The organism is Glaesserella sp., assembly GCF_041817755.1.
In the GTDB taxonomy this organism is placed as follows: Bacteria; Pseudomonadota; Gammaproteobacteria; order Enterobacterales; family Pasteurellaceae; genus Glaesserella.
The window spans coordinates 13,065-36,595 of the sequence record NZ_JBGYBX010000018.1; the positions used below are offsets into that span (position 1 = coordinate 13,065).

The 23,531-nt window shown below is 38.6% G+C and carries 15 protein-coding genes; 3 read left to right on the top strand and 12 right to left on the bottom strand.

Annotation, left to right across the window (positions count from 1 at the left end; genetic code table 11):
- Positions 1 to 52 precede the first annotated feature (52 nt).
- The 3 genes from ACEYKX_RS01720 to ACEYKX_RS01730 are packed head-to-tail and all read right to left on the bottom strand — an operon-like array spanning position 53 to position 4,719.
- Positions 53 to 1,303 (bottom strand): HlyD family type I secretion periplasmic adaptor subunit, encoded by a 1,251-nt coding sequence (locus tag ACEYKX_RS01720; RefSeq protein WP_373780372.1) that lies wholly within the window; start codon positions 1,301 to 1,303, stop codon positions 53 to 55.
- Between the two features lie 15 nt (positions 1,304 to 1,318).
- Complete coding sequence (locus tag ACEYKX_RS01725) at positions 1,319 to 3,457, bottom strand: type I secretion system permease/ATPase (RefSeq protein ID WP_373766547.1); 2,139 nt, start codon at positions 3,455 to 3,457, stop codon at positions 1,319 to 1,321.
- Positions 3,458 to 3,468: 11 nt separating this feature from the next.
- Complete coding sequence (locus ACEYKX_RS01730; protein ID WP_373766546.1) at positions 3,469 to 4,719, bottom strand: TolC family protein; 1,251 nt, start codon at positions 4,717 to 4,719, stop codon at positions 3,469 to 3,471.
- A gap of 245 nt (positions 4,720 to 4,964) precedes the next feature.
- Between ACEYKX_RS01730 and ACEYKX_RS01735 the strand changes: the two genes are divergently transcribed.
- On the top strand, positions 4,965 to 7,970 hold the full coding sequence (locus ACEYKX_RS01735) for a right-handed parallel beta-helix repeat-containing protein (protein ID WP_373766545.1): 3,006 nt from the start codon (positions 4,965 to 4,967) through the stop codon (positions 7,968 to 7,970).
- A 117-nt stretch (positions 7,971 to 8,087) separates the two neighbouring features.
- On the opposite strand, the gene xseA is transcribed toward ACEYKX_RS01735, so the two are convergent.
- On the bottom strand, positions 8,088 to 9,419 hold the full coding sequence (xseA, locus tag ACEYKX_RS01740; protein WP_373766544.1) for an exodeoxyribonuclease VII large subunit: 1,332 nt from the start codon (positions 9,417 to 9,419) through the stop codon (positions 8,088 to 8,090).
- A 72-nt stretch (positions 9,420 to 9,491) separates the two neighbouring features.
- Positions 9,492 to 10,028 (bottom strand): single-stranded DNA-binding protein, encoded by a 537-nt coding sequence (locus ACEYKX_RS01745; protein WP_373766543.1) that lies wholly within the window; start codon positions 10,026 to 10,028, stop codon positions 9,492 to 9,494.
- A gap of 168 nt (positions 10,029 to 10,196) precedes the next feature.
- Here ACEYKX_RS01745 and uvrA point away from each other — a divergent pair, with 168 nt between their 5' ends.
- On the top strand, positions 10,197 to 13,025 hold the full coding sequence (gene uvrA, locus ACEYKX_RS01750; protein ID WP_373766542.1) for an excinuclease ABC subunit UvrA: 2,829 nt from the start codon (positions 10,197 to 10,199) through the stop codon (positions 13,023 to 13,025).
- Between the two features lie 236 nt (positions 13,026 to 13,261).
- Positions 13,262 to 13,642 (top strand): YacL family protein, encoded by a 381-nt coding sequence (locus ACEYKX_RS01755; RefSeq protein WP_373766541.1) that lies wholly within the window; start codon positions 13,262 to 13,264, stop codon positions 13,640 to 13,642.
- Positions 13,643 to 13,661: 19 nt separating this feature from the next.
- Here the strand turns inward: ACEYKX_RS01755 and ACEYKX_RS01760 are convergent, their stop codons facing one another.
- The 7 genes from ACEYKX_RS01760 to ACEYKX_RS01790 form a co-directional block, all read right to left on the bottom strand.
- Positions 13,662 to 14,639, bottom strand: a complete 978-nt coding sequence (locus ACEYKX_RS01760; RefSeq protein WP_373766540.1) for a glycosyltransferase — start codon at positions 14,637 to 14,639, stop codon at positions 13,662 to 13,664.
- A 17-nt stretch (positions 14,640 to 14,656) separates the two neighbouring features.
- On the bottom strand, positions 14,657 to 15,877 hold the full coding sequence (locus ACEYKX_RS01765; RefSeq protein WP_373766539.1) for an SGNH/GDSL hydrolase family protein: 1,221 nt from the start codon (positions 15,875 to 15,877) through the stop codon (positions 14,657 to 14,659).
- 482 nt (positions 15,878 to 16,359) lie between these two features.
- The gene (locus tag ACEYKX_RS01770) at positions 16,360 to 17,463 is read right to left on the bottom strand and encodes an alpha/beta hydrolase family protein (RefSeq protein ID WP_373780373.1); all 1,104 of its coding nucleotides are present in this window, start codon (positions 17,461 to 17,463) and stop codon (positions 16,360 to 16,362) included.
- Between the two features lie 17 nt (positions 17,464 to 17,480).
- Positions 17,481 to 18,665, bottom strand: coding sequence for a glycosyltransferase (locus ACEYKX_RS01775; protein ID WP_373766537.1), 1,185 nt, complete (start codon positions 18,663 to 18,665; stop codon positions 17,481 to 17,483).
- A gap of 18 nt (positions 18,666 to 18,683) precedes the next feature.
- Positions 18,684 to 21,047: a glycosyltransferase gene (locus tag ACEYKX_RS01780; RefSeq protein ID WP_373766536.1), complete on the bottom strand. Its 2,364-nt coding sequence runs from the start codon at positions 21,045 to 21,047 to the stop codon at positions 18,684 to 18,686.
- Positions 21,048 to 21,061: 14 nt separating this feature from the next.
- Entirely contained in the window at positions 21,062 to 23,092 is a 2,031-nt protein-coding gene (locus tag ACEYKX_RS01785) for a glycosyltransferase (protein ID WP_373766535.1), read from the bottom strand.
- A gap of 64 nt (positions 23,093 to 23,156) precedes the next feature.
- Positions 23,157 to 23,531 (bottom strand): UDP binding domain-containing protein (locus ACEYKX_RS01790; RefSeq protein ID WP_373780374.1); only part of this gene is annotated, 375 nt, incomplete at its 5' end.

Genomic DNA, 23,531 nt, shown 5'->3' on the forward strand with positions numbered 1-23,531 from the left:
CCGTTTTTGTTTCAACAAGCGGTCAGATCCGCCGAATTTTTTGCAAAAAAGTTTAGCGCTCTTGTAATGCTTGTTTCATGCGAGTAATCGGTTTAATCAGATATTGAAAGACGGTTTTTTCACCGGTTTTAATATCTACAGACGCAATCATCCCCGGAATAATCGGTAAGGCTTTACCGTTCTTATCGGTTAAGTTATTGGATTCCGTCCGCACTAACACCCGATAAAATGCCGCATTGCTGTTCAATTTTAAGTCCGTCGGTCTCTTTTGATCATGTAACGTATCCGGACTGAGTAGCGTAACCACCCCGTTTAATCCACCGTAAATCGCATAATCGTATGCCGTCAGTTTCACCACCGCCGGCATTCCCGGACTGACGTACGCCACATCGCTCGGGCTGATATAGGCTTCAACCAACAAGGCATCTTCAATCGGAACAATTTCCATAATGTCCTGTCCGGCATTAATTACCCCGCCAATCGTATTAATACGGATATTTTTTACAATACCTTTCAGCGGTGCGCGAATGAAAGCCCGCTCAACCGGATCGGCACGCATCGCCATGTTTTCTTTGGCTTGGAACAATTCGGCTTCCAGTTTGGTTAACTCCGCACTGGCATCCGTCACGTATTTGTTTTGGCGTTCAATAATTTGTAATTGTAGGTCACTGATTTGACGCTTAATTTTAAGCAATTCCACTTCCGACATTGCGCCTCTGGCCACGACGGGAGTGATAATGCGTACTTCTCTTTCCAGTAAATTCCGACTTTTTATCAAGCTTTGCGTTGAGCTCTCCAATGCTGCCTTTTTGCTGTTATAAATGGTTTCTTCACGCTTTTGCAGATCTTGCGGTACGCTTGGCGGAAAGTCCAACGGTAATCCGTAGGCTTCCGCACGTAAACGGGTCACTTGAGCCTCCAAGTTTTCCACTTTGGCTTGGCTTTCACGTAAAATGGCCGAGCTGCGGGTGTCGTCTAATTTCAACAGGATCTGCCCTTTTTCCACCACGTCCCCTTCTTTCACCCGCATTTCACTTAGAATCCCAGGATCCAAACTTTGAATCACTTGTTCTCTGCTATTCGGAATAATACTGCCCTGCCCGCGAGTTACCTCTTCGATCGGACTATGGTAAGCCCAAACGACAAACACCATCATTAACAGAAAAAGTAACGTAATATTAAAGCAAATTGCCTTATGGCTTTCTTGTTGTAAAGCCGCATGAAGATCATTGAGTAATTTGAGATCTTTCTTATTCACCCGCTCGGCAAGCGCCGTGTTCGCTTGGTTCGTCGATGTTTCCATGATCATTGTCTCCTTTTAATCCATTTGTTCTTTCTTTTTGCCGTTTTGCGCAAGGCGTTTTAATATCTCGTCTTTCGGTCCGTCCATCACGATGTTGCCGTTATCGACTACGACAATTCTGTCAACGATCTGCAATACTTGAGGGCGATGCGTCACAACCACGAGCGTTTTCTCTTTTGCCCAATCGGCAATTGCCGTTAACGCTTGTTGTTCCGTCGCATTATCCAAACCGGTCGTCGGTTCATCCAATAAAACAATCTTCGGATTACGCATGGTCATTCTTGCAAGCGCAATAATTTGTTTCTGTCCGCCGGATAACCCCAGCCCGTTTTCCCCTAGCGGCATATCCAATCCGCGCGGATGTTTACGGATTAATTCCAGTAAATTGAAACGGGACAGTGCATCCAGTAAGGTTTTGTCATCGGAAAAATGATCCATTCTGGATAAATCCAAATTCTCACGCAACGAACCTAAAAACAGACGCGGATTTTGTTCGAGTAATAGCACCTGGTTACGCAATAACGCCGGATCAATTTGACGTAAATCGATGTCATCTAACGCGATACTGCCTTTTTGCGGTTCGTATAAACCGGAAGCCAGTTTAAGGATGGTGGATTTTCCGCTGCCGATTCTGCCTAACACCCCCACTTTCTCACCGGCATGAATAGATAAATTCAATGCGCTGATTGATTCTTTGTCTTGCGTATACGAAAATGCAACATTTTCGAATTTAAGGTTTCCTCGTACCTCATTTAATGTGAGATAACTGCGTTCCGCATCACGTTCTATCGGGCGTTCGACAATATTGTTCACCCCCTTGAGCGCCAACCATGCCTGTTGAAAACGCACGGCAAGTCCTGCGATTTGTCCTAACGGTGCCAGTGCCCGTCCGGATAAAATCACGGATGCAATTAATGCCCCCATGGTAATTTTACTGTCAGGAGATTCACTATGAATAAGATAGGTACCTAATACGACTAAAAAGACCGTGTTCAATTGCTGCATTGCCATCGTAAAATTGGTCACGAAATTACTCATGTTTTTCACTTTAATGCTTGAAGCGGAAGATTTTGCCGTGAAAAAATCCCAACGTTTTTGCGCCCAATTCAAGGCATTATTGGTTTTTAAGGTTTCAATGCCTTCAAGCGCTTCTACCGCTAAACCTTGGCGCTGCGATGATTCCCGCATGGATTCATTAATATAACGGGAGAGCGGAATTTGAGCCAATACGCTGACGATGATCACAATCGGAATAATCAACATCGGTACCCACGCAAGCGCTCCACCAATCATCCAAATCACTATTACAAACAGCAATAAAAACGGTAAATCGACTAATGTCAATAAACTGGCGCTGGTCATAAATTCACGTACCGATTCAAAATCCCGCAAATTATTCGCATAAGATCCGGAAGAAGCCGGCCGTTGTTGCAATTTCAGCCCCATAACCCGCCGGAATAGCGCCGAACTGATGATTAAATCCGCTTTTTTACCGGCAATATCGGTTAAATACGCCCGCATCATTTTTGCAATGAATTCAAACGTAATCGCCAATACCACACCAATACTCAATGCCCAAAGCGTTTGGTAAGCTTGATTCGGTATCACTCGGTCGTATACGTTCATCACATATAACGAACTGACCAACGCAAGAAAATTAATCACGAAAGTAGAAAGAATCACTTGGTAATAATATTTTTTAAAGCGCCAAATCACTTTAAAGAACCATGCTTTCGGCAGATTATATTCCGGTAGCTCCGAACGACTGTCCACACTTTTACGCGGTTTGACGAACCAACATGTACCTAAATAGCTTTCACTTAAAGAATTTTCATTTACCCATTGGCTCAGATTATCCGGATGATGCAGCTTATAAAGGCGGTTGCCTTCGTCATCCACTTGAATTTCCGTCACCAAGGCCGCTTCTTCGTTTTTTAGGAACAACAATACGGGAACAGATAATGCCGGAATATCGCATAACGCGCGTTTAGACAATGTGTTTTCAAACCCTTCGCTTGTCAGATATTCGGAAAGGGAACGAAAATTCACCCCCATTCCGTCCGTACGTGTTGCATGCGCGGTTAATGTGGCACTGGAAAGATGGGCTCCAAGCAATTGGGTCATCACGGATAAATGTTCAATAATTAATTTCATATTCTTTTACCCTATTTAGTTTGATGATGTTGATTTGCCCAAGTCGCAATAGTGCCTTGAGAATAAAGATAGTCGAGTATTGCAAAAGAAAGTTCCGCCTCTGTATTCGCCTGTGTCAGTTCAACTTCCGCCAAATCTTTTTCAGCATTCAGCACATCTAACAAAGAACGGCGCGCCGTATCAAATTGTAATTTGTAAAAGTCCACGACTTTTCTTGATGCATTGATTTGCGCTTTTAACGTTTTCAGTTGCATACGGCTTTCTTTAATATTAATTAACGATTGCTGCGCAACCTCCTCCAAATCACGCGATAAACGCTCTAAACGCTGCTTTGCCGCATAAGTTTCAATTTCTTTTTCTTGAACAGTGTACCGACTTCCACGATTTAAAATATCCCAAGAAACCTCCACACCGATGTATTGATCGTCTCTTGTCGCATATCCGACGAGATTAACTTTCGGTAATTCTTTTTTACTTTCAACCTCAACCGCTAGTCGTTTAGCTTCCCACTCGGCATGTTGTGCTTTGTAGGAGGGGTTTTGTGATTTATCTTTGGCTGTATATTTTGCAAACAACACATTATCCGTTAATCCTTGGAATGGGTTTTGTAAATCTTCTGCCGTTATTTTTACATTACTGTATTTTGATAATGTATTTAAGGTCACTGCCAACTGCTTGCTATAACGGTTAATATTCTGCTCAACTGTAAGCATTCTGGCTTCCGCTTGTGTATATTCGGACAAACGCCCACCGTCATTATCGACAATCACGTCAAGGCTGCCCAAAATCGCATTATGCCTTGCCAAACTGTGTTTCATGACTCTAATAGCTTCTTTAAGATTCAAGGCCTTTAAGTAGAGTTGTGATACGGTATAAGCCAATTCTTCTTGTGTAGAAACCAGCTTATGTTGATAGAACTCCTCCTCCTTTACATTTTTTTCAATTTCTTTGTCTATCGCACCAAAGGAATACAGATTCATTTCTGCTTTGACGCCCGGCGTGATTCTGCTTTTCGTGTTGGTACTGTTTTTATAGTGTTGGGTAATGACACCGCTTCCGGTAACAGAAACCACAGGCCAATGCCCCGCTTTCGATTGCTCCGTACGGTTTAAAGAGGCATCCACATTTGCAGTCGCCTCTAATACTTCAGGTGCGGATTGCAAGGTGGTATGTAAAAGATCTTTTAACGGATTCGCTTTAACCGAAGTAATCGAAAACGTAAAGACAAGTAATAGTAGTCGAATAGAACGTAAGTTTTCCATCTAATTTGTTCTCCATAAATCCCTTTTAATGAAAACTTTGTCAAGAATACATAAAAAATTTGCATTTGCACGAAATTTTTAGTAAATTTTTGTCAGCTGTAAAGCAAACACACAAATAAAATTACTTTAGATTACAAAACAATCAAATTATGTAAATTTTACAGGCAGAGACCTAACTTTATAGCTAACTTTTCTTATAACAATCGCGAAAAAGCAAACCCGAGTTTTTTAAAAGGAGACAAATTATGGCAAAATACGGCATTACTGTTGTTGCCGCTAATTCAGCAACAAATGGAATCGCAACTCAAATCGGTAGTTATAAACTACTTAAAGGCGAAACAGAGACTTTACGCATTAAAGCTCTCAAAAACGTGAATTATCAATTAGTTAATGCAGAGACCGGAGAGCAGCTCGAACAGCTAAACTTTAAACGCGTTAATGGCGATCTTCACATCAACACGAAAGAAAACGGAAGTAATCAGCCCGATATCATTATCGAAGATTACTACCGCTACGATAGTGACATTAATGGGATCCAAGCAAACGAACTCATTACCACGATCGAACCAAACAGCGGAAATGTGATTACGGCGGAAAAAGTCTCTGTAGCAAATGCAGCAGAGCCTGCAGGCGATGGAATTATGGGAAGTACATTATTTAAAATTCTTGGCGGTATTGCCGGTTTAGGCTTAGTCGCAGGCGCTGCTGCCGGAGGTGGTAGCGGAGGTGGCGGTTCATCCGCATCACAGCCAAGCGAAACATCGGATAAAGCGCCGATCAGTCATGTGCAAGAAGCTAAAAGCACCTCAACCAGTGCAATTTCGACGGAGCATTCAAACAATACACCGAATGTAATCGATACGGCATCTGCGAACACCACTTCTCTCAATGCTTCAAACACGTTAACATCGGAAAATACCGCCACTACTGCCCAAACGGAAAATACGCTTGCGTCACCACTCGGCGTGTCGACAAAAATTACATCTAGCAATGTCGTAAAAAATAGCATAAATACCACTTCAAAAGAAAGTATCTATACGCTAACGGCGTCAAAGCAACTTCAAGCCGTAACGGATAGCACCGTGAATGATACTGCCACAAATAATCCGACTGAACATATACTTGAAAGTGTTGATTATGCGAAAGGTAAATTAAATATTTACAGCCATTCCGAATATGGCAAATATATTAAAGCCAGTGACTTTGGTACGGATCCGACCGGTAAAACAGACAGTCTTGCAGCCATTAAAGCCGCTATGGCTAAGGCTCATGAATTGGGCATATCCGTTCAATTAAGCGGAAAACTATACATCAGTGATCAGATTGTTTGGGATAATACTTATTCAAATGTTAAAGCGCTCTTTGGTGAAGGAAACGGTCGAGTAAATGGTACGGATGCTCCTGAAGCCGGTAAATCCGTTCCGAAAACATTAATTACTTTCTATAAAGAACAGGCTTGGAGTGACATTTCTAATTCAAATACCAATACCGATAATGTTGACGCTTATGCAGGTATTTTGATCAAAGGTCAAACAAATAAGATTGTTGGCGATCTTTCCGTACAATACCTACATAAAAAAGAAACCGATTTCTATCGCAAATACCCAAATAGCGATCAAGATTCAACTTATTTCGGTAAAATTAACTGCATTTTAGTTACTGATTCCGATCAAATTACAATTCAACGAATTGAAGCCAGCGGAGCGAATCGTGCAGGTATCTACTTTACCTCAAGTGATGCGCTTAAGGATGATCCAAGAATCCCCGGCACAGCAAACTTTGCCAACCTTCTTATGAGCGGCAAAATTACCGAAAATTACCAACATCTACCACTAGGTGAAAATAACAAAGTCATCGACAGCTATTTACATGACAACCGTGTTGGCGGTTTATTATTCGGATATCAAAAAAACTTTGTCGCAGAAGGGAATTTAGCAAGCCGAAACGGTCATGAGAAAGACGGTGGTACAGGATACGGTATTGCTGCCAGCGCCGGATCGTATAACTACGGTATTAAATATCTAAATAATACAACGGATCACAACTACCGCAAAGGATTGGATATTCATGATGGGAACCATATTGTGATAGAGGGTAATACCTCAATCGGCGATCGTCTCTTCGGCATTGCCGCTTATAACCGCCACTACACCATGGATGATGTTACCATCAAGAATAATACGGTTATTCAAGATCCGACTTTTACATTAAAGGTGGATGATTTTGGCCCGGGTAATGCGGCAAAAGCACGAGGTGATTATTACAGTTATACGGCAATTCAATTAACCTCAAATAACAACTCGATCAACCTTAACAGCCATAAAACATCCAGTGGTGGCAAATATGTTATCAACGATAACGTAATTTCCGGGTTAAGTATTATTAACACACCGTATAAAACAGCAACTTTTGGTATTGAATTCCGTAATCAAGAGGCTTTGCTTGACTATAACGTGGACATTACTAATAACCAGATTGTCGATAGCCAATCCGCCAGTTATTTAATCGGGGTATTTAACAATACGACTAATACTAAAAACGTCACGGGATTAGGCTCAGGTACGATTACCATTCAAAATAACACCGCTGAATTAAACGAAGTAAAAGGTGGCGTGCCGATTTACGTACAAGATGCGGCTTATATGACTTATAATGCCACTACGAAACGTAATGTCATTGACCCAACCAAAATAATGAAATTACGCGGTGAAGTCTCCATTGAAGATAATATTGTATTAGTTAAACAAGCCTCAAATAGTGATGCTGAAGCGTTGGAAGTTTACGGTAACGCCAAAATATATACGATTAGAAATAACACGTTTGAACTAGAAGGTAAAATCAATACGGCTGTATTCCGTATTTCCGGAACAGGCAAAGAAAAATCAAATCTTATCTTGGAAGATAACACGGTCTATAATAAGGCTGAAAAACCAGCCAGTGTTTCGTTTTTGGTTGATCGTATTTCGAATGTCAATGTGGATAAAGACCAACTTAAAACCAACAAATATGGTTTGAGTTCCAAAATACCGCAAGCAATATTGGATGCCGTAGAATTGAGAGACGATACGGACGGAGTCAAAGAATCTGCGGGTGAAATCAAAATATCTGAAGTATTAGGCGCAGCAGCACCTATAGGCGAAGCTATTATGAGCTTTGATTCGATTTCTGTAAATTCGGACTCATTCTCTTATCCTATCTTATCAACGCTAAGTACAACGCAAATTGAAAACAATGCGATCACCGTATTCTAATCAGCAGCGATAATAAAAATGCACCGATACGAAAGTACCGGTGCTTTTTTATTTTTTTACAAGCGGTCTGTTTCAGCCATTTTTTTGCAAAATTTTCAACGAAACCGACCGCTTGTATTACGGTAAAACATCCACCACCCGGCTGATGATTCTCCCTTTTTCTAAGGTCGTCGAGATCTGCTCGCCGACTTGCACCTGTTCCGTTGCAACCAACACTTTACCCGCCTGATTTTGAGTAACCGAATAGCCTCTTGCCAAGACATTTAACGGGCTCAAGCTGTCTAATTGCACGCACAATGTTTGAAACGCCTGACGGCTGTTTTCCACTTTTTTCTCCGTCGCAAAAATCAAGCGCTGCTCCAGTCGCTCCCATTGCTGTCGGGATTGATTAATACGAAACGGTAGCGGATTACGCTCAACCCGCTGGCTGAGCATTTTCCAGCGCTGTTGCTTATTCAGCAGAATCTGTTCGATTTGCTGTGTTAAACGCTTATCCAATTGCATTAATTGCTGCTGTTGGCGAGCTAAACTCCGTTGTGGATGCTGTGCATTTAAACGCAATTTCAAACGCTCAAAAAGCCCTGACTTTTCCACCCATATCCGATCAAATGCCAAGCTGGCTTTATCGGCTTGATGTTGTAGTCGACGGATTAAATCCGCTTGATCACGACTGACCAATTCCGCTGCTGCCGACGGTGTCGGCGCCCGTAAATCCGCGACGAAATCCGCAATCGTCACATCCGTTTCATGACCGACCGCACTGATTATCGGAATGTTTGAATGATAAATAGCTCGAGCTACCGCCTCTTCATTAAAGCACCACAAGTCTTCTAAAGAGCCGCCTCCACGCCCGACGATCAAGACATCACATTCTTGTCGTGTATTTGCCAATCGGATCATGTTGACAATATCCTGCGTCGCTTCTTTGCCTTGGACCAAGGTCGGGTAAATCACAACATGCAAAGCCGGATCCCGACGCTTGAGTATATTCAAGATATCCTGCAATGCCGCACCGCTTGAGGAAGTGATAATACCGACGCATTTTACAAACGGCGGAATCGGTTTTTTATGCTCCTGGGAAAACAGCCCTTCCGCTGCCAATGTTGCTTTTAATTGCTCAAACTGTTGCTGTAACAGTCCGTCACCCGCCGGTTGCATGCTCTCGATAATGACTTGATAATCACCGCGTGGCTCATACAAACTGACACTTGCCCGTACCAATACTTGCATACCGTTTTGCGGACGGAACGTTACCCGCATATTTTTCATACGAAACATGGCACAGCGCACCTGAGCATGTTCGTCTTTCAAGGTGAGATACCAATGCCCCGAAACGGGCTGGCTGAAATTGGAAATTTCCCCGACCAGCCATACATGACCGAATTCCACCTCCAACATATTTTTAACGGAATAATTAAGTTGGGTAATCGTTAAAATCGTATTTTGCATATCTTTCAAACAGTTAACTGATAAAAAACCCACTCTGTCGAGTGGGTTTAAAGCATCATGCGCTACGGATAATTAGAACGGGATATCATCATCAAAATTATCCATCGGCGGTTCGGCTTGTGCCGCCGGTTTTGCTGCAGTCGACTGAGGTTTAGCGCCACCGTAGTTGGCTTGCGCATAATTCTCGCTATAACCGCTTTGGTTATAATTACCACCTTGCGGAGCCGTATTTGCCCAACCTCCCTGCCCTTGAGGCGCACCGAAATCGCCGCCTTGACGACTGTCTAACATTTGTAATAAGTCACCTTGAATCTCAGTCGTATAGCGATCTTGACCGTTTTGATCTTGCCATTTACGGGTTTTGAGTTTGCCTTCTACATAGACTTTTGAACCTTTACGCAAATATTGTCCGGCAACCTCTGCGTTACGACGGAAAAAAACGATACGGTGCCATTCGGTAATTTCACGACGCTCACCGGTATTTTTATCATTCCATACTTCACTGGTTGCAACACTAATGTTTGCAACCGCATCGCCGTTCGGCATAGTACGCATTTCCGGATCCGCACCTAAATTCCCGACAATAATCACTTTATTTACACCAGCCATAATGTATCCTCTATAAAAAATCATGTGTTAAAAAAATTGCGCTTATTTTGCCTCAAAATGAAAATAAAATCACGCATTAAAACTGATATTTTGTACAGTCATTTCAAATTATGCGATAATAATCGACAAACTAATAAAATCCGCTTTACATTTTCAGAGAACGCATTTATGCAACATATTGATATTCGGGGCGCCCGAACTCACAATCTTAAAAATATTAATTTAACTTTACCAAGAGATAAATTCATTGTCATTACGGGCTTATCCGGTTCCGGCAAATCCTCCTTAGCGTTTGATACGCTTTATGCCGAAGGGCAGCGTCGCTATGTCGAATCCCTTTCCGCCTATGCCCGTCAGTTTTTATCCTTAATGGAAAAACCGGATGTCGACCACATTGAGGGGTTATCACCCGCCATTTCGATTGAACAAAAATCCACCTCACACAACCCGCGTTCTACCGTGGGTACCGTGACCGAGATTCACGATTATTTGCGCTTGCTGTTTGCCCGTGTCGGTGAACCCCGTTGCCCGGATCATGACGTTCCGCTTGCGGCACAGACGATATCTCAAATGGTGGATCGGGTATTGGAAGAACCTGAAGGAAAACGTTTAATGTTGCTCGCCCCTGTCGTTAAAGAGCGCAAAGGCGAACATATCAAACTGTTGGAAAATTTAGCGGCACAGGGTTATATCCGTGCGCGTATCGACGGCGAGATCTGCGATCTCTCCGATCCGCCGCAACTTGAATTGCAAAAAAAACATACGATTGAAGTCGTGGTCGATCGCTTTAAAGTCCGTACCGATATTGCTACCCGCTTAGCCGAGTCTTTTGAAACGGCGTTGGAGCTCTCCGGCTCAACGGCAATTATCGCGGATATGGACGATCCGAAGGCGGAAGAACTGCTCTTCTCCTCCAGTTTCTCTTGTCCGCACTGCGGCTACGCCTTAACCGAGCTGGAACCCCGTTTGTTTTCGTTCAATAACCCGGCGGGAGCCTGCCCGACCTGTGACGGTTTGGGCGTACAGCAATATTTTGATGAACGGAAAGTGGTTCAAAACCCCGATATTTCATTGGCAAACGGGGCAATTAAAGGTTGGGACCGTCGAAGCTTCTACTATTTCGGTTTATTAAAATCCGTGGCAAAACATTACGAGTTTGATATTGAAACACCGTTTAATCAGCTACCGAAGAAACTTCAACAGATTATTCTGCACGGATCTAAAGAAGAAATTGCATTTCAATATGTCAATGATCGTGGGGACAGCGTCAAACGCGTACATGCTTTTGAAGGTATCCTCAATAACATGGCGCGCCGTTACAAAGAAACGGAATCCAACTCCGTCCGTGAAGAATTGGCAAAATACATCAACAACCGAGCCTGTACCGATTGTTGCGGCTCTCGTTTGCGTCGCGAAGCCCGCTATGTGTTTATTGAACAAACCAACTTACCTGCAGTTTCGGAAAAAAGCATCGGTGAAGCGCTCGCTTTTTTTGACAACCTCACCCTAAGCGGGCAAAAGGCTCAAATTGCCGAGAAAATTCTCAAAGAAATCCGTGAACGGCTACAATTTTTAGTCAATGTCGGACTGAATTATTTATCCCTTTCCCGCTCGGCGGAAACCTTATCCGGCGGAGAAGCCCAACGTATCCGCTTAGCAAGTCAAATCGGCGCCGGTTTGGTCGGAGTCATGTATGTCTTGGATGAACCGTCCATCGGTTTACACCAGCGGGATAATGAACGCTTGTTAAACACACTGATTCATCTGCGTAATTTAGGCAATACCGTTATTGTGGTGGAACATGATGAAGATGCGATTATGGCGGCGGATCATATCGTCGACATCGGACCGGGTGCCGGCGTACACGGCGGTAATATTATCGCCCAAGGCACCGCACAAGAGATCATGCAACATGACGAATCGATTACCGGACGTTTCCTCTCCGGTAAAGAAAAGATCGACATACCGGCGCAACGCACGCCAATCGATCCGACAAAGTTACTCATTTTGAAAGGGGCAAGCGGCAACAATTTAAAAGAGGTTGATTTAACCCTCCCCGTCGGCTTATTTACCTGTATTACCGGCGTATCAGGCTCCGGCAAATCCACCTTAATTAACGATACCCTATTTCCGATTGCTCAGAATGCGCTAAACCGTGCCGAAAACCGCGATTTTGCGCCTTACAAAAGCATCGACGGCTTGGCGCATTTTGACAAAGTGATCGATATTGACCAAAGCCCGATCGGTCGGACACCACGCTCAAATCCGGCGACCTATACCGGCTTATTCACCCCGATTCGTGAACTTTTTGCCGGTACGCAAGAAGCCCGTGCCCGAGGCTATAACGTCGGACGATTCAGTTTCAATGTCCGAGGCGGACGTTGTGAAGCCTGCCAAGGCGACGGTGTGATCAAAGTCGAAATGCATTTCTTACCGGATGTTTACGTCCCCTGCGATCACTGTAAAGGCAAGCGCTATAACCGCGAAACCTTAGAAATTCGCTATAAAGGCAAAACCATCCACCAAGTACTGGATATGACCGTTGAAGAAGCGCGCGAATTTTTTGACCCCGTACCGATGCTCGCCCGAAAACTACAAACGCTAATGGACGTCGGTTTATCCTATATCCGCTTGGGACAATCATCGACCACCCTTTCAGGCGGTGAAGCGCAACGGGTAAAACTGGCGGCGGAACTCTCCAAACGTGACACGGGCAAAACCTTGTACATTTTGGACGAACCGACCACCGGTTTACATTTTGCCGACATTAAACAACTGCTCAAAGTCTTGCACCGCTTACGTGATCAAGGGAATACCATTGTGGTGATCGAACATAATTTAGATGTGATCAAAACGGCGGATTGGATCGTCGATCTCGGTCCGGAAGGCGGCAGTGGCGGCGGACAAATTATCGCCACCGGTACACCGGAAGAGGTTGCGGAAAATCAACATTCACATACGGCAAGATTTTTAAAAAGTATTCTTGCAAAAGGATAAGATTATTCTTAAGGCGAATACCGTTATCAAATCTCCCCGCTCCTCTTTTAGCTCCGAGGGGTTAGGAGAGATTTGATAAGAAGTCATTTCGGAGAAAATAGGTTATACTGCCCTACACCTTATTTTTACCGATCCCTTCCCTCAAAGAAGGGATGTACAACAAGCGGTATGTTTCGTTTAATAATTTGCAAAAAAATCACAGAATCGCACCGCTTGCAACTAAAGAGGAACTTATTATGGAATACCAATTTACCCACACCATGCACGGCGTTATCGCCAAATGTTCAATGGAACATGAAGCCTTTGCCCGCTGGTTAAATACCGAAATCACCCCAAATCCGAAAGATCTGAACGACATCTTTCGGGAAATCGAAAAATGTCGCACACATGCATCAAACTATTACGAATGGATTTTAGAAGGCCATGAATACAGCCTATATTTGAATGCCGACGAAGTGATGGTAAAAGCCAACAATATCGACATGGATTTTGACGATCTCGATCAGTTGGAAGAAGGTTTTCATTTTTATAATGAAGAAAGTCTCGCATTTTGCGGATTGGAAGATTTCGAAGCCTTTTTACAAGCATACCAAAAATTTATTAAAACCTACCACTAGAGGGCGTACGCTGTACGCCCTACATTCGCCGCCCAATAACCTCTTCTATTTGGGTTAAAAAATGGCGCCACGTAAACCGATTCAACACAAAGTCCGCCCCGGCTCTTGCCCTTTCCAAATCTTGTGCCGACGGACCGAATTTCAGCCGCTCAAACAATGCCGCCGCCTCATCTTCGCTATGTACGATATGGCAATATTCCTTAAATAACGTATTCAATGCCAAACTCGGCGTAGAAACCAAAATACCCCCGCATGCCAAAATTTCCACCACACGGCGGGAAAACATGGTCGGTGAATCCTCAATCGTATTCACATTCAGTGACACCGCATACTGGCGATAAATATCCGCCGTTTGCTCATAATTGAGCGTCGGACGAACATCCAAACCGAATTCCGCTTGCGGATAGCGATAATTGTCCGATTTACGTGCCGAATTCCGATCAAACACCGTCACCGGCAGCCCGGCGCGCTGTGCGGCGCGAAATAACATCTCTTGCCGGGCACGACGCTGATCATGCACATGCTTACTGTAACTCCCGACAAAATTCGCCGCACAATGCTTAAACTGAAACCCTTGATAATTATGAATACGGGGCTGAACGGGAAACATCGCCACATCGACGGTTGTCGACGCAGGCACCACCGCTCGATAGCGTTCGACACAATTTTGATCCACCGTAAAAATATGATCAAAATGCTTTGCCGAATCAATAAACCGATCGAAATGCACCCCGTCTTCCTTATTCCAAAATACGGTCGGAATCCCCTTGTCCTTAGCTTTTTCCACCAACCGCACCAATTTTTCATTGGTACGGTTTGGATGATCGGGGTAGGAGGCGATTTTGTATTTCCAGCGATCTTTATAACCGTTCCAAGTGGATTCGACAAATAGAATAGAATTATTTTTGTTGTATAACCACCAAGATTCCCGAAGATCAAGCGTCTCTAAAAGCAATGAGTGACGGGTAAGATTATCGCTAATTAGATAGAATTTCATCAAATATACCAACTAATTTATGCATTAAGATATTTAGAAATACACTTCACTTCTGCATTATAAACATAAATACTCGCATCCCGATTCCATCTACAGATACCGATTTTAATTTTTTTAACGCCTACTGGTATATTAATTTTAATAAATTGGCAAGAGCTATAGCCTTCATTTTGCAAACCAATATATGAAAAATAACCAACAAATTGGCTATATATTAAATTCGTTAAACTAGGATCGATATCCTGATGATAATCAATACAATACAACATTGAATTATATGATTCTTTTTTTATCACCTTGAGGTTCAACCAAAGAGAAACTTCTGAGTACTCATTAACTAGAATTTCCTCAGAATAATTAACATTATTGGTCAAATCCATATTTTGACAAATTCCGTATTTCTTTATTGACAAATAAGGCGAGCAAATATAACCCAATTGTCCCACGAGGTTGTCATATAACAATTGTGCAAGAACCGATGCTCCTTTAGGGAGTAGATGTCTCTCGTCATAAAAATAATCTTGATGCAATGAAATCTGCTTTGAAATATCAATATATGATATATGGTTTTCATCACAAATATTTTTTATCCAACTATTAATGGTATAATAATTTAAATCATCATTTCGATGCATAATATCAGTTACAAAAAGTTGAATGTCATAGAGTTTACATACTTCACTAAAAATTCTTAATATGTTTATAAAATCATTTTTGTTTCTCTTAACCTGATTATGTTGATGAAATTTCCCGCTAGTTGGAAGAATATTAGAATAATATTGGCTACTATTCCAATAACTTTCCTGCAGTCTAAGTACATTGGAATCATTTGAGGGTACAAATAAGATAATAACAACCTTCCCATTTTCTGAAGATCTTTTAATATGAATAACCTTATTAATTAAGGTGTTCAGTAAATTTAAAAGAGTTGATCCTGATACACCCGCGTTCAAGACTTCAATATCAAGTCCCGACTCAACAAATAATTTTTCCAATAAATAGTTTGTTTTTTTATCGGCACTAATGAAATTGCTTTCTATAAAAGAATCACCCATTAAAATAATTTTCTTATCACTAAGGTGGTAATTACCTGTTATAATAAATCCATCTTTATCAGATTCTATATAGTAACTAATTCCTCTCTCCAAATTAGAGCATTTATCATAGTAGCCATCAGAATAAACAAAACGCGTTTGATTCGGGATAAATTCTTTCAATCTAATAGATCTTTTATTCATTTTACAATTTGTCCTTATAAATTATCATAGGTACTATTTTAAAATATATTATGCAATATCATAACAAAGAGCTACTTCTTTACTTTTTCAATTTTCTCTCTCCTACAAAAATGATACTTTTCTTTTTTTATGAAATTCTTGAGTGAAAAAAATATAAATGCATATTCTCCAGTATTACGAATTTAATCTCTAAACTATATAGTTAAAGGTATGGTTCCTATATATTTGAAATAGTCCATTTCTTCAAAATCAGAATAGGCATATTTTTCAGAATAGTTATAGTTCATTTTAACAAATCTTTTCTTTTTTGTTTGAATAATAAACACATCTATCGTCCTATATCCTTAACAGATTTATGGGATAAGTACCCATAAAAGAGTTTTGTATCAAATAATAAAAAATATTATAAGAGCATTTTTAACTAATACAAAAAATATCTCCACTGCCACACTCCCGGAAATAAATTATATCAAATACATAAATTATTTTTTAAAAGTGTAATAATGTATGTCATTCACCTTTGTTTTCCCTTTAGGATAAAACTCCCTTATCGAAAACTCTATATATTCTTGTTGATTATCTGGAAAAGGAATAGTAAATACACTTTTATATATTCCAGGTTTAGTAGGAATGTACTTAAAAAAACCTATTTCTTGGTTTGGGGATGATAATAATCCATAGTATGAGGCATCGTGATGTCTCAAACACTCATAGCTAAAAGATAATAGCAGATCTTTTTCACCAACGCTCTCATCTGAATTCATAGTTATTTGAATTTCAATAGAATTATCATCATTACATGTTCTGTATACTCTGATAAGTTTATTTTTATGATCGATATATAATTTTCTCTTTTCAAGCCAATTTTCAATATCCTCTTGATATTCATCAAGTAATTTAATTGATTCCGCAACATTACGATACATCAAGTGCCCTACCTTGGGAACAATTTCTAAAAAGTAATTTGCCTCCATTTCATTACATTTATTGATAAAATAATATATATGCTCTTTTAGGTAATTATAAGGATGAAATCTTGTTTGTGTAATAAAAAATATAGGATAATTCCCTTTATCGGTACTTTCTAGCAAGGAAGTCAGATCAATCCAATGAGGGAAATCTCTATCTAAAACAAAATTCAAATAATTATTTATTGAAATATTATCATCTGTATATTGAGTGTTTCTCAATTTAATCTGAGGTACATTCGCAAACACTGCTTCCGCTCCACAAAGTAAACCGTATAGAATAGCTGCATACCCTCCCATAGAGGATCCCCAAAAATATAATCGATCACAACATGTTTCTTTTTTAATATATTCTATTAATTGAAGCATAAGATCTTTTACAAAGAAATCACCATTTTCACCCAAAAACCAACTACCTTCATTTTTATAACCAAAGTTATCTAATGGACATACAACATTCCAATTAGGATCTTTAAAGCTACTGGGAATATCACTGAATCCCAAACCATGAAGAATAAAGAGTGTTCGAGCATTTTTGGTGTTTTCAGCAAACCTTAAAACATAATGTAATTTTCTCCCTTTCTTATCTTCAATAAAGGGATAAGTTATTTTTGACATCATATAAACCTTAAAAGTTAAGAAATACAAATAGATTTTATAGATATTGATTTAAATCTATCGTCCCATATTATTATTCTAAAGTCAGTAAGTTGTGCTGGTTTATCCAAAATAAATGATAACATTCCATTAGCCATACCATTAGATCCACTAATATATTTGAACCAACCTATATCATTATAGGATGAAAAACTCAATCCTGTTTCAACAGTTATATTTTTATTAAACTTAAAAGAGAATAATATAGCTTTGGGGGACACCAACCGCTCAGATAAGATAATCTCATACTCCAATTCAAATAAACACTTCTCTTTATTTTTTTGAATTGGTATCGATATATCTTTTTTAGAGATTTCTAAGTTAGATAAAGAAAAATAAGATGTGATCTTATCTGAAAATTCTCTAATACTCATATCCAACACAGGAAAACAAGCTGATAATTGTTCATAATTTTTATTTTTTGGATATTTAGATAATTCTGCCTCAACGGAAATCTCGTGGATATTTGTTTTTGAAAAACGATAGTGTGAATCTTGTTGTTTATGGTACGTTTGTAAATACATTATATTTGCAGAATCTACAATAACAGGAATATTTTGATCCAAATTATGATGACTGTACATTGGTGGTAACTCTAAATTACTACCAGACCAATAACCTATATAGGCTTGACCCATAGAAGGGTACTGCTGCACAATATCTCTAAAATCTATATAATTATTTCCTTTATAAAAAGCAATAATACCTTTCCCAAAAGAAACAGCCATATTTCTATAAGCTAATTTATTATATTTTTCTAAATTATCCAGATAATTTATAGATAGCAGATCGTCATCATCTAAACGAAAGAAGGCTACAGTTCCACTTTTTTTTCCTTTTAAGATTGAACAAAAGGGATTCTCATTTTCTGAATCTACTTCATATAAGTATAAAAAAGGATATTTTTTTTGTAAATTAAATAGTATATTTTTCCACTTTTGGGGTAAGATTGATGAATAAGAGACAATATGGTGAAAATCATATTGTTTTTTCATTTTATTCATTAATGGGACTGATATTTCTGAAAAAATTTTTACTCTAACGGACATACGCTCATCTGAAAACAGATGAGCAATGTATTCTTCTTCCGAAAATCCAGACACATTCCAGACATTACTTCCTGGAATATATATGCTAAATCTAGTTTGTCCAATGAAATACATAAAAAACCTCTATAATAGTTAAAATCTCATCAAATTAGCATTTATCAATTCAATCTCAGCATCTTTTTGCCATAAAATAATCCTTAATTGTTCAACCACATTGTTTTTAGATAAAATTATTTCTAAAAAATGGCTTTGTTCATTAGCTACTGTATTCAGGTATTTGTACAGACCGATTTCTTTAAGATCGGATGGTTTGAATCCCAGCACGAATTCTGTATTAACTGATTTAATTGCAACTAAAGCTGCATTAACCCTAGTATTAGCAGAAGGCTTCAAGTTATATTCCAAAATCAATTTGCAATCACTTTGTGCTTCTTTAGGTAAATCAATAATAATGCCATCTGTCGTCAATTTCTTATTACGAATTTCAGCAATCATTTTTTGTTCAACAATCTCTTCTTTTTTGGATGAAGGTGCTGAAGAGAAACGACCGGCAGAAATATGTATTTGCTTACGGAATAGTTTCACAAAATTCTCTACTGAATACCGATCTTGTATTAAATCTAATCCTTGCTGATTATAGTGAACAAATTTATTCATTGAATGTTGAGAATGAATATGTTCTGCCATCTCTAGTATTGAATTAAAGATATATTTTTCAGGATAGATATATTCTACACCATTCCAATTTAACAACAGCCCTTGATTGCCAGCTGAAAAACCATCAGCAGGTGCGATATGAAAACTTTCCGGAATTTCTTCATTATCACTTGTCGATAGAATAAACCCGATATTTTTTAACTCTGTTTTCACATCTACCCAGCCTTTGATGATTATATTTTTTTGCAATTTATTCTCTTTAACGAACCGCTTGCAAGCCTCAAAGTATGCCATTTCTTCCGGATTATTTTTGACCCAAGGTAGCTCTTCCGGCATTTTGCCATACACATATAACCGATATTTTTTATTTTTCTTTACCAGTTCTTTTAATATTTTCAGCGCATTTAAATACCCTTTACGAGAAGGCAAGATACCAATAATCCCTAAATTAAATAATTTATCTTTATCTTTTGATTTGGCATAGTGATTACTATCCAAATAGTTAGGTAATAAACAAGCTTGAGAGCGGGAAATTTTTGTGTATTCAACCAATTTTTCAAAGAAATAAAGTGACACGGCAAACACTCTATTGACTTTAGTAAAATCAATTTGCTTAAACCATTGAGTTGTTAATTCAAAACGGTGCATACGAATAAAAAGTTTTTGATGCTCTTTTACTCTGTGGCTATACCATATTGCATTACCCAACATCCACTCACAGAAAATAATCTCTGCCCATTTCAAACATTTTTCACTATGTTTTTCATCGTGTGCATTATGACCTCGCCATTCATCAATACGAATTTGATAATATTTTTCCAACTCAGGAAGTATCGGTTTAATAAATTTTAAATCATAACCGGCAATCACCATTCTTTGTTTAATTGCATTTAAAAAGCCAATATAATTACGCTCATATACTTCATTTAGTACACTTTTAATTCTTTCGTTATAGTTAAATGTCGTAATTAATGCTTTATTTTTATTAATAAAGTCTGCCAACGCGGTGAAATCACTTTCACTAATATCAAAATGATTATAAGCAATCATTGATTGTATCGCAGTTTGTAATCCTACCTGTAAGCGAATACTGTAATAATCTATTTTTTGTTTGGCTAATTTTTCTTGCGCCGTCTGCCATACTGTCAGATGATTTTTTAATTCCCTTGAGCCATAAGTTTGAGTTGATGAGGCTTCAAGATTTATTCTTTTATTATAAATAAATGTAGGATGATCTATATAAACAATAGTTCTCGCTACGGAAAGAACATCGGATAAATAAACAGTATCTTCCCCCATGCGCAAATCTGAATTCCATTTAATCTTATATTTCTCTAATAAACTCCGTTTAATTAAACTTGGTACAGTCGTGCTTTGCTTACGAATAATTATTTCAATCATTTCACGCTTATCCAAGCCATTTAAATCTTCTTGAATTTTATTAGCCGGGAAGCGCTTATTTCCGTCATCAACAAGTAAATAGCCACGAACAATATCAGCATGCTTTTTCTTAGCCAGTTGAAAATGTTCTTTTAACGTATCGTTTAATATTTCATCATCGCAATCTAGAAAAAAAACGTATTCCCCTTTTGCTTCCAGTATTCCTTTATTACGGGGTTCTGAAGGTGAACCGCTATTTTGCGGCATTTGTAACACTTTCCAATTAGAGTATTTTTCAGCTAATTCAGTTAAATAATGAAACGTATTATCCTTAGAACAATCATCGATAAAAATCACTTCGAATTGTGAAGTCGGGTATTCGATATTTTCTAAAGAGGCAATACAAGATTCAATTTTACCTATTGCGTTATAACAAGGAATAATAATACTAATATCCATGATTCCCTCCTTGTTTAAATATAGTAAATACGTTGTTGAACAGTTTGATTAAACAATGTAATCGATTCCATAAATTTATTTTTAGGTGCAAAGACATTAGTCATTTTCATTGTTGTCTCAAAAATATATTTTCTTTCTTTATATGGAGTTAACGAAATATAATCATCAGTAACATAGCTACTATGTAATAATGCTTTATCCATTTGCTGTTGATTTAGTTCTTGTAATTTGTTTACTAAAATAAAATAAGGTGTCTCAACATATATTGAACGCTCATTACCATATCGTTCAATATAGGACTCTGCTACTACATTTATTTTTTGATAATTGAACTCGGAATAAATTTCCGCCACATCCAAATCAGAAAATGCTTTCGTCATAATGAGTAATAACCGGTAAGGCTTACTACCGAATTCTTTATGGAAATGACTAATTTCAGATAATAATTCTGCTCTGTTATGAACTTTAGTTACTAAAGTAATTTTTTCCGGTTCCTTATCATAAATAATTCCAACAGCATTTAAGATAGTTTCAAAACGTTTTTGGTAAGTATGATGTTGTAAGACATTATTTAAGTTTTCTTCACGAATACGATTAATTTCATCTTTATTTAAAGCCTTTAATCGTTGTGGTTCTGTATCTAAAAAGATAACATTCTTACCAAACATTTTATCCATACCTTTTGAGTAATTAGATAAAACTAATGTATTACTTGACATCAATTCAAATACACGGCGAGCAAACATTGTGTCTGAATCTATTACAGTATTCATATTTAAGCCGAAGATACTTGATTTATAAACTCTGCCTATTTCTTTATTCGGAACACTAGGTTTTTCATATTTTAAATATTGTTCAGGAATTAAATGATTTGGATCACTATCCCCATAATATCTATTATAAAATTCTAGTTCATATCCATTACTCAAGAAAGAATCAAATAATTTATGCATAGTCTTGGATCGCTCAATATGATAAGCATACCAGCTACCAGCAAAAACGATATTTTTAGTGCGTTCTGTTTTGCCGTCTTCAATAGGATTAAATACCGTTGGATTTGTTGCAAAAGGTAATGCATAAACGTGTTTAAGCCCATATTCTTGCTTATATTTTTCTACACATTCTTCTGCTGTAGTAAATACAAAGTCAAATAATTGAGCTGTTTTGACAAAATCATGAACACGATCAGGGTAATGGGTTGGATCTTCTTTATTCCAAAATACTGTTGGAATACCATTTTTATTACAATAATCCAAAATTTGGAGTAATTCCGTGCGATTTTCTTTTTTGAAATTTACACTGGCATAAATTTTTCCCTTCCACGGGCGATTTACACTATCATTACCACTCCACGCAGATTCACAGAAAAATAGATCAGGTCGTTGTTGTGCAAAAACTATTTTCCAATTCGTTGGTGTAATAACTAATGGGGTAAATTCATCTTTAAATGAATTAAAGCTAAATTCATCTAAAATAACCGCCACTTTTAATTCTTTTGCTTTTTTATGTGCAAAACTTAATTTTAGTGGAGTACGCGGTTTAGTCTGATTATGTTGAACAGATTTATTATTTACAGTGATTTCAGGTGCAAGACTTTTTTGATCAATTAGTTTTTCAAAAGTATCATCAATCTGTTTTCCATTCTCTGGGTGATAAAACCATTCCAAACATTTTTTTTCAAATGTTGTAAGAACATTTTTCTTCTCTTTACGCTTTAAGAATTGCCCATAAATTGATAAAAGATCATTTGGAGTAATAAAATTACGGATAGGATTTTTGAAAAAATCTAGTAGCAAACGACCAAATTGATATGCAATTGTTTGGTTATTTCTATCTTGAAAACGTTGAGTCAGTAAAATTTGATACTTACTCTTTTCAACCCTTAAATGATACAGCTCATCCTGTAATTGCTGAATTTGCTTTTGCTGTTCTTCTTGCAAATTATCTGGAATATTTCCAATTAAATGCACAATTTTTTCTAATTGTGCATCTTCTAAGAAAATACCTTCCTGTGCTAATTTGCTTTTAAAAGCTATTTTATCCATTACTAAACCACTAAATTAAATTTAAAAATTATCCGAATACGGTGGTAAAAAATATAAGAGCGCCCTACCAAATCCCCTTCGTATCCACTACAATCGATTCGCTTGAAATGGAAACAGCTTCTTTAAATTCTTTATGATCAACCAATAATACCAATACGTCCGCTTGGTTCAGCGCGGTGTCGAGATCAATCAGTGAAATGCCTTTGGCTGCTAATTTTGGCGGGAGTACCTCCACATTCGGCTCTACCGTAAAGATTTGATTCGGGTATTTGGTCGCTAATTGTTCGGTAATTTTCACCGCCGGGCTTTCACGTAAGTCGTCGATATCCGGCTTGAATGCCAAACCTAAGCAAGCGATTTTGATGTCGCCAAGTGTTTTACGCGGTTTAAGTTGTAAAACGTCGATAACGGCTTGATTGACTTTGTCGATCACCCATTG

Excerpts from the sequence above, each read along its gene's own strand:
- ACEYKX_RS01735 (WP_373766545.1), top strand. The coding sequence starts at position 4,965 with ATGGCAAAATACGGCATTACTGTTGTTGCCGCTAATTCAGCAACAAAT.
- ACEYKX_RS01730 (WP_373766546.1), bottom strand. The coding sequence starts at position 4,719 with ATGGAAAACTTACGTTCTATTCGACTACTATTACTTGTCTTTACGTTT.
- ACEYKX_RS01725 (WP_373766547.1), bottom strand. The coding sequence starts at position 3,457 with ATGAAATTAATTATTGAACATTTATCCGTGATGACCCAATTGCTTGGA.
- uvrA (WP_373766542.1), top strand. The coding sequence starts at position 10,197 with ATGCAACATATTGATATTCGGGGCGCCCGAACTCACAATCTTAAAAAT.
- xseA (WP_373766544.1), bottom strand. The coding sequence starts at position 9,419 with ATGCAAAATACGATTTTAACGATTACCCAACTTAATTATTCCGTTAAA.
- ACEYKX_RS01785 (WP_373766535.1), bottom strand. The coding sequence starts at position 23,092 with ATGGATAAAATAGCTTTTAAAAGCAAATTAGCACAGGAAGGTATTTTC.
- ACEYKX_RS01755 (WP_373766541.1), top strand. The coding sequence starts at position 13,262 with ATGGAATACCAATTTACCCACACCATGCACGGCGTTATCGCCAAATGT.
- ACEYKX_RS01720 (WP_373780372.1), bottom strand. The coding sequence starts at position 1,303 with ATGGAAACATCGACGAACCAAGCGAACACGGCGCTTGCCGAGCGGGTG.
- ACEYKX_RS01760 (WP_373766540.1), bottom strand. The coding sequence starts at position 14,639 with ATGAAATTCTATCTAATTAGCGATAATCTTACCCGTCACTCATTGCTT.
- ACEYKX_RS01770 (WP_373780373.1), bottom strand. The coding sequence starts at position 17,463 with ATGTCAAAAATAACTTATCCCTTTATTGAAGATAAGAAAGGGAGAAAA.
- ACEYKX_RS01765 (WP_373766539.1), bottom strand. The coding sequence starts at position 15,877 with ATGAATAAAAGATCTATTAGATTGAAAGAATTTATCCCGAATCAAACG.
- ACEYKX_RS01780 (WP_373766536.1), bottom strand. The coding sequence starts at position 21,047 with ATGGATATTAGTATTATTATTCCTTGTTATAACGCAATAGGTAAAATT.
- ACEYKX_RS01775 (WP_373766537.1), bottom strand. The coding sequence starts at position 18,665 with ATGTATTTCATTGGACAAACTAGATTTAGCATATATATTCCAGGAAGT.
- ACEYKX_RS01745 (WP_373766543.1), bottom strand. The coding sequence starts at position 10,028 with ATGGCTGGTGTAAATAAAGTGATTATTGTCGGGAATTTAGGTGCGGAT.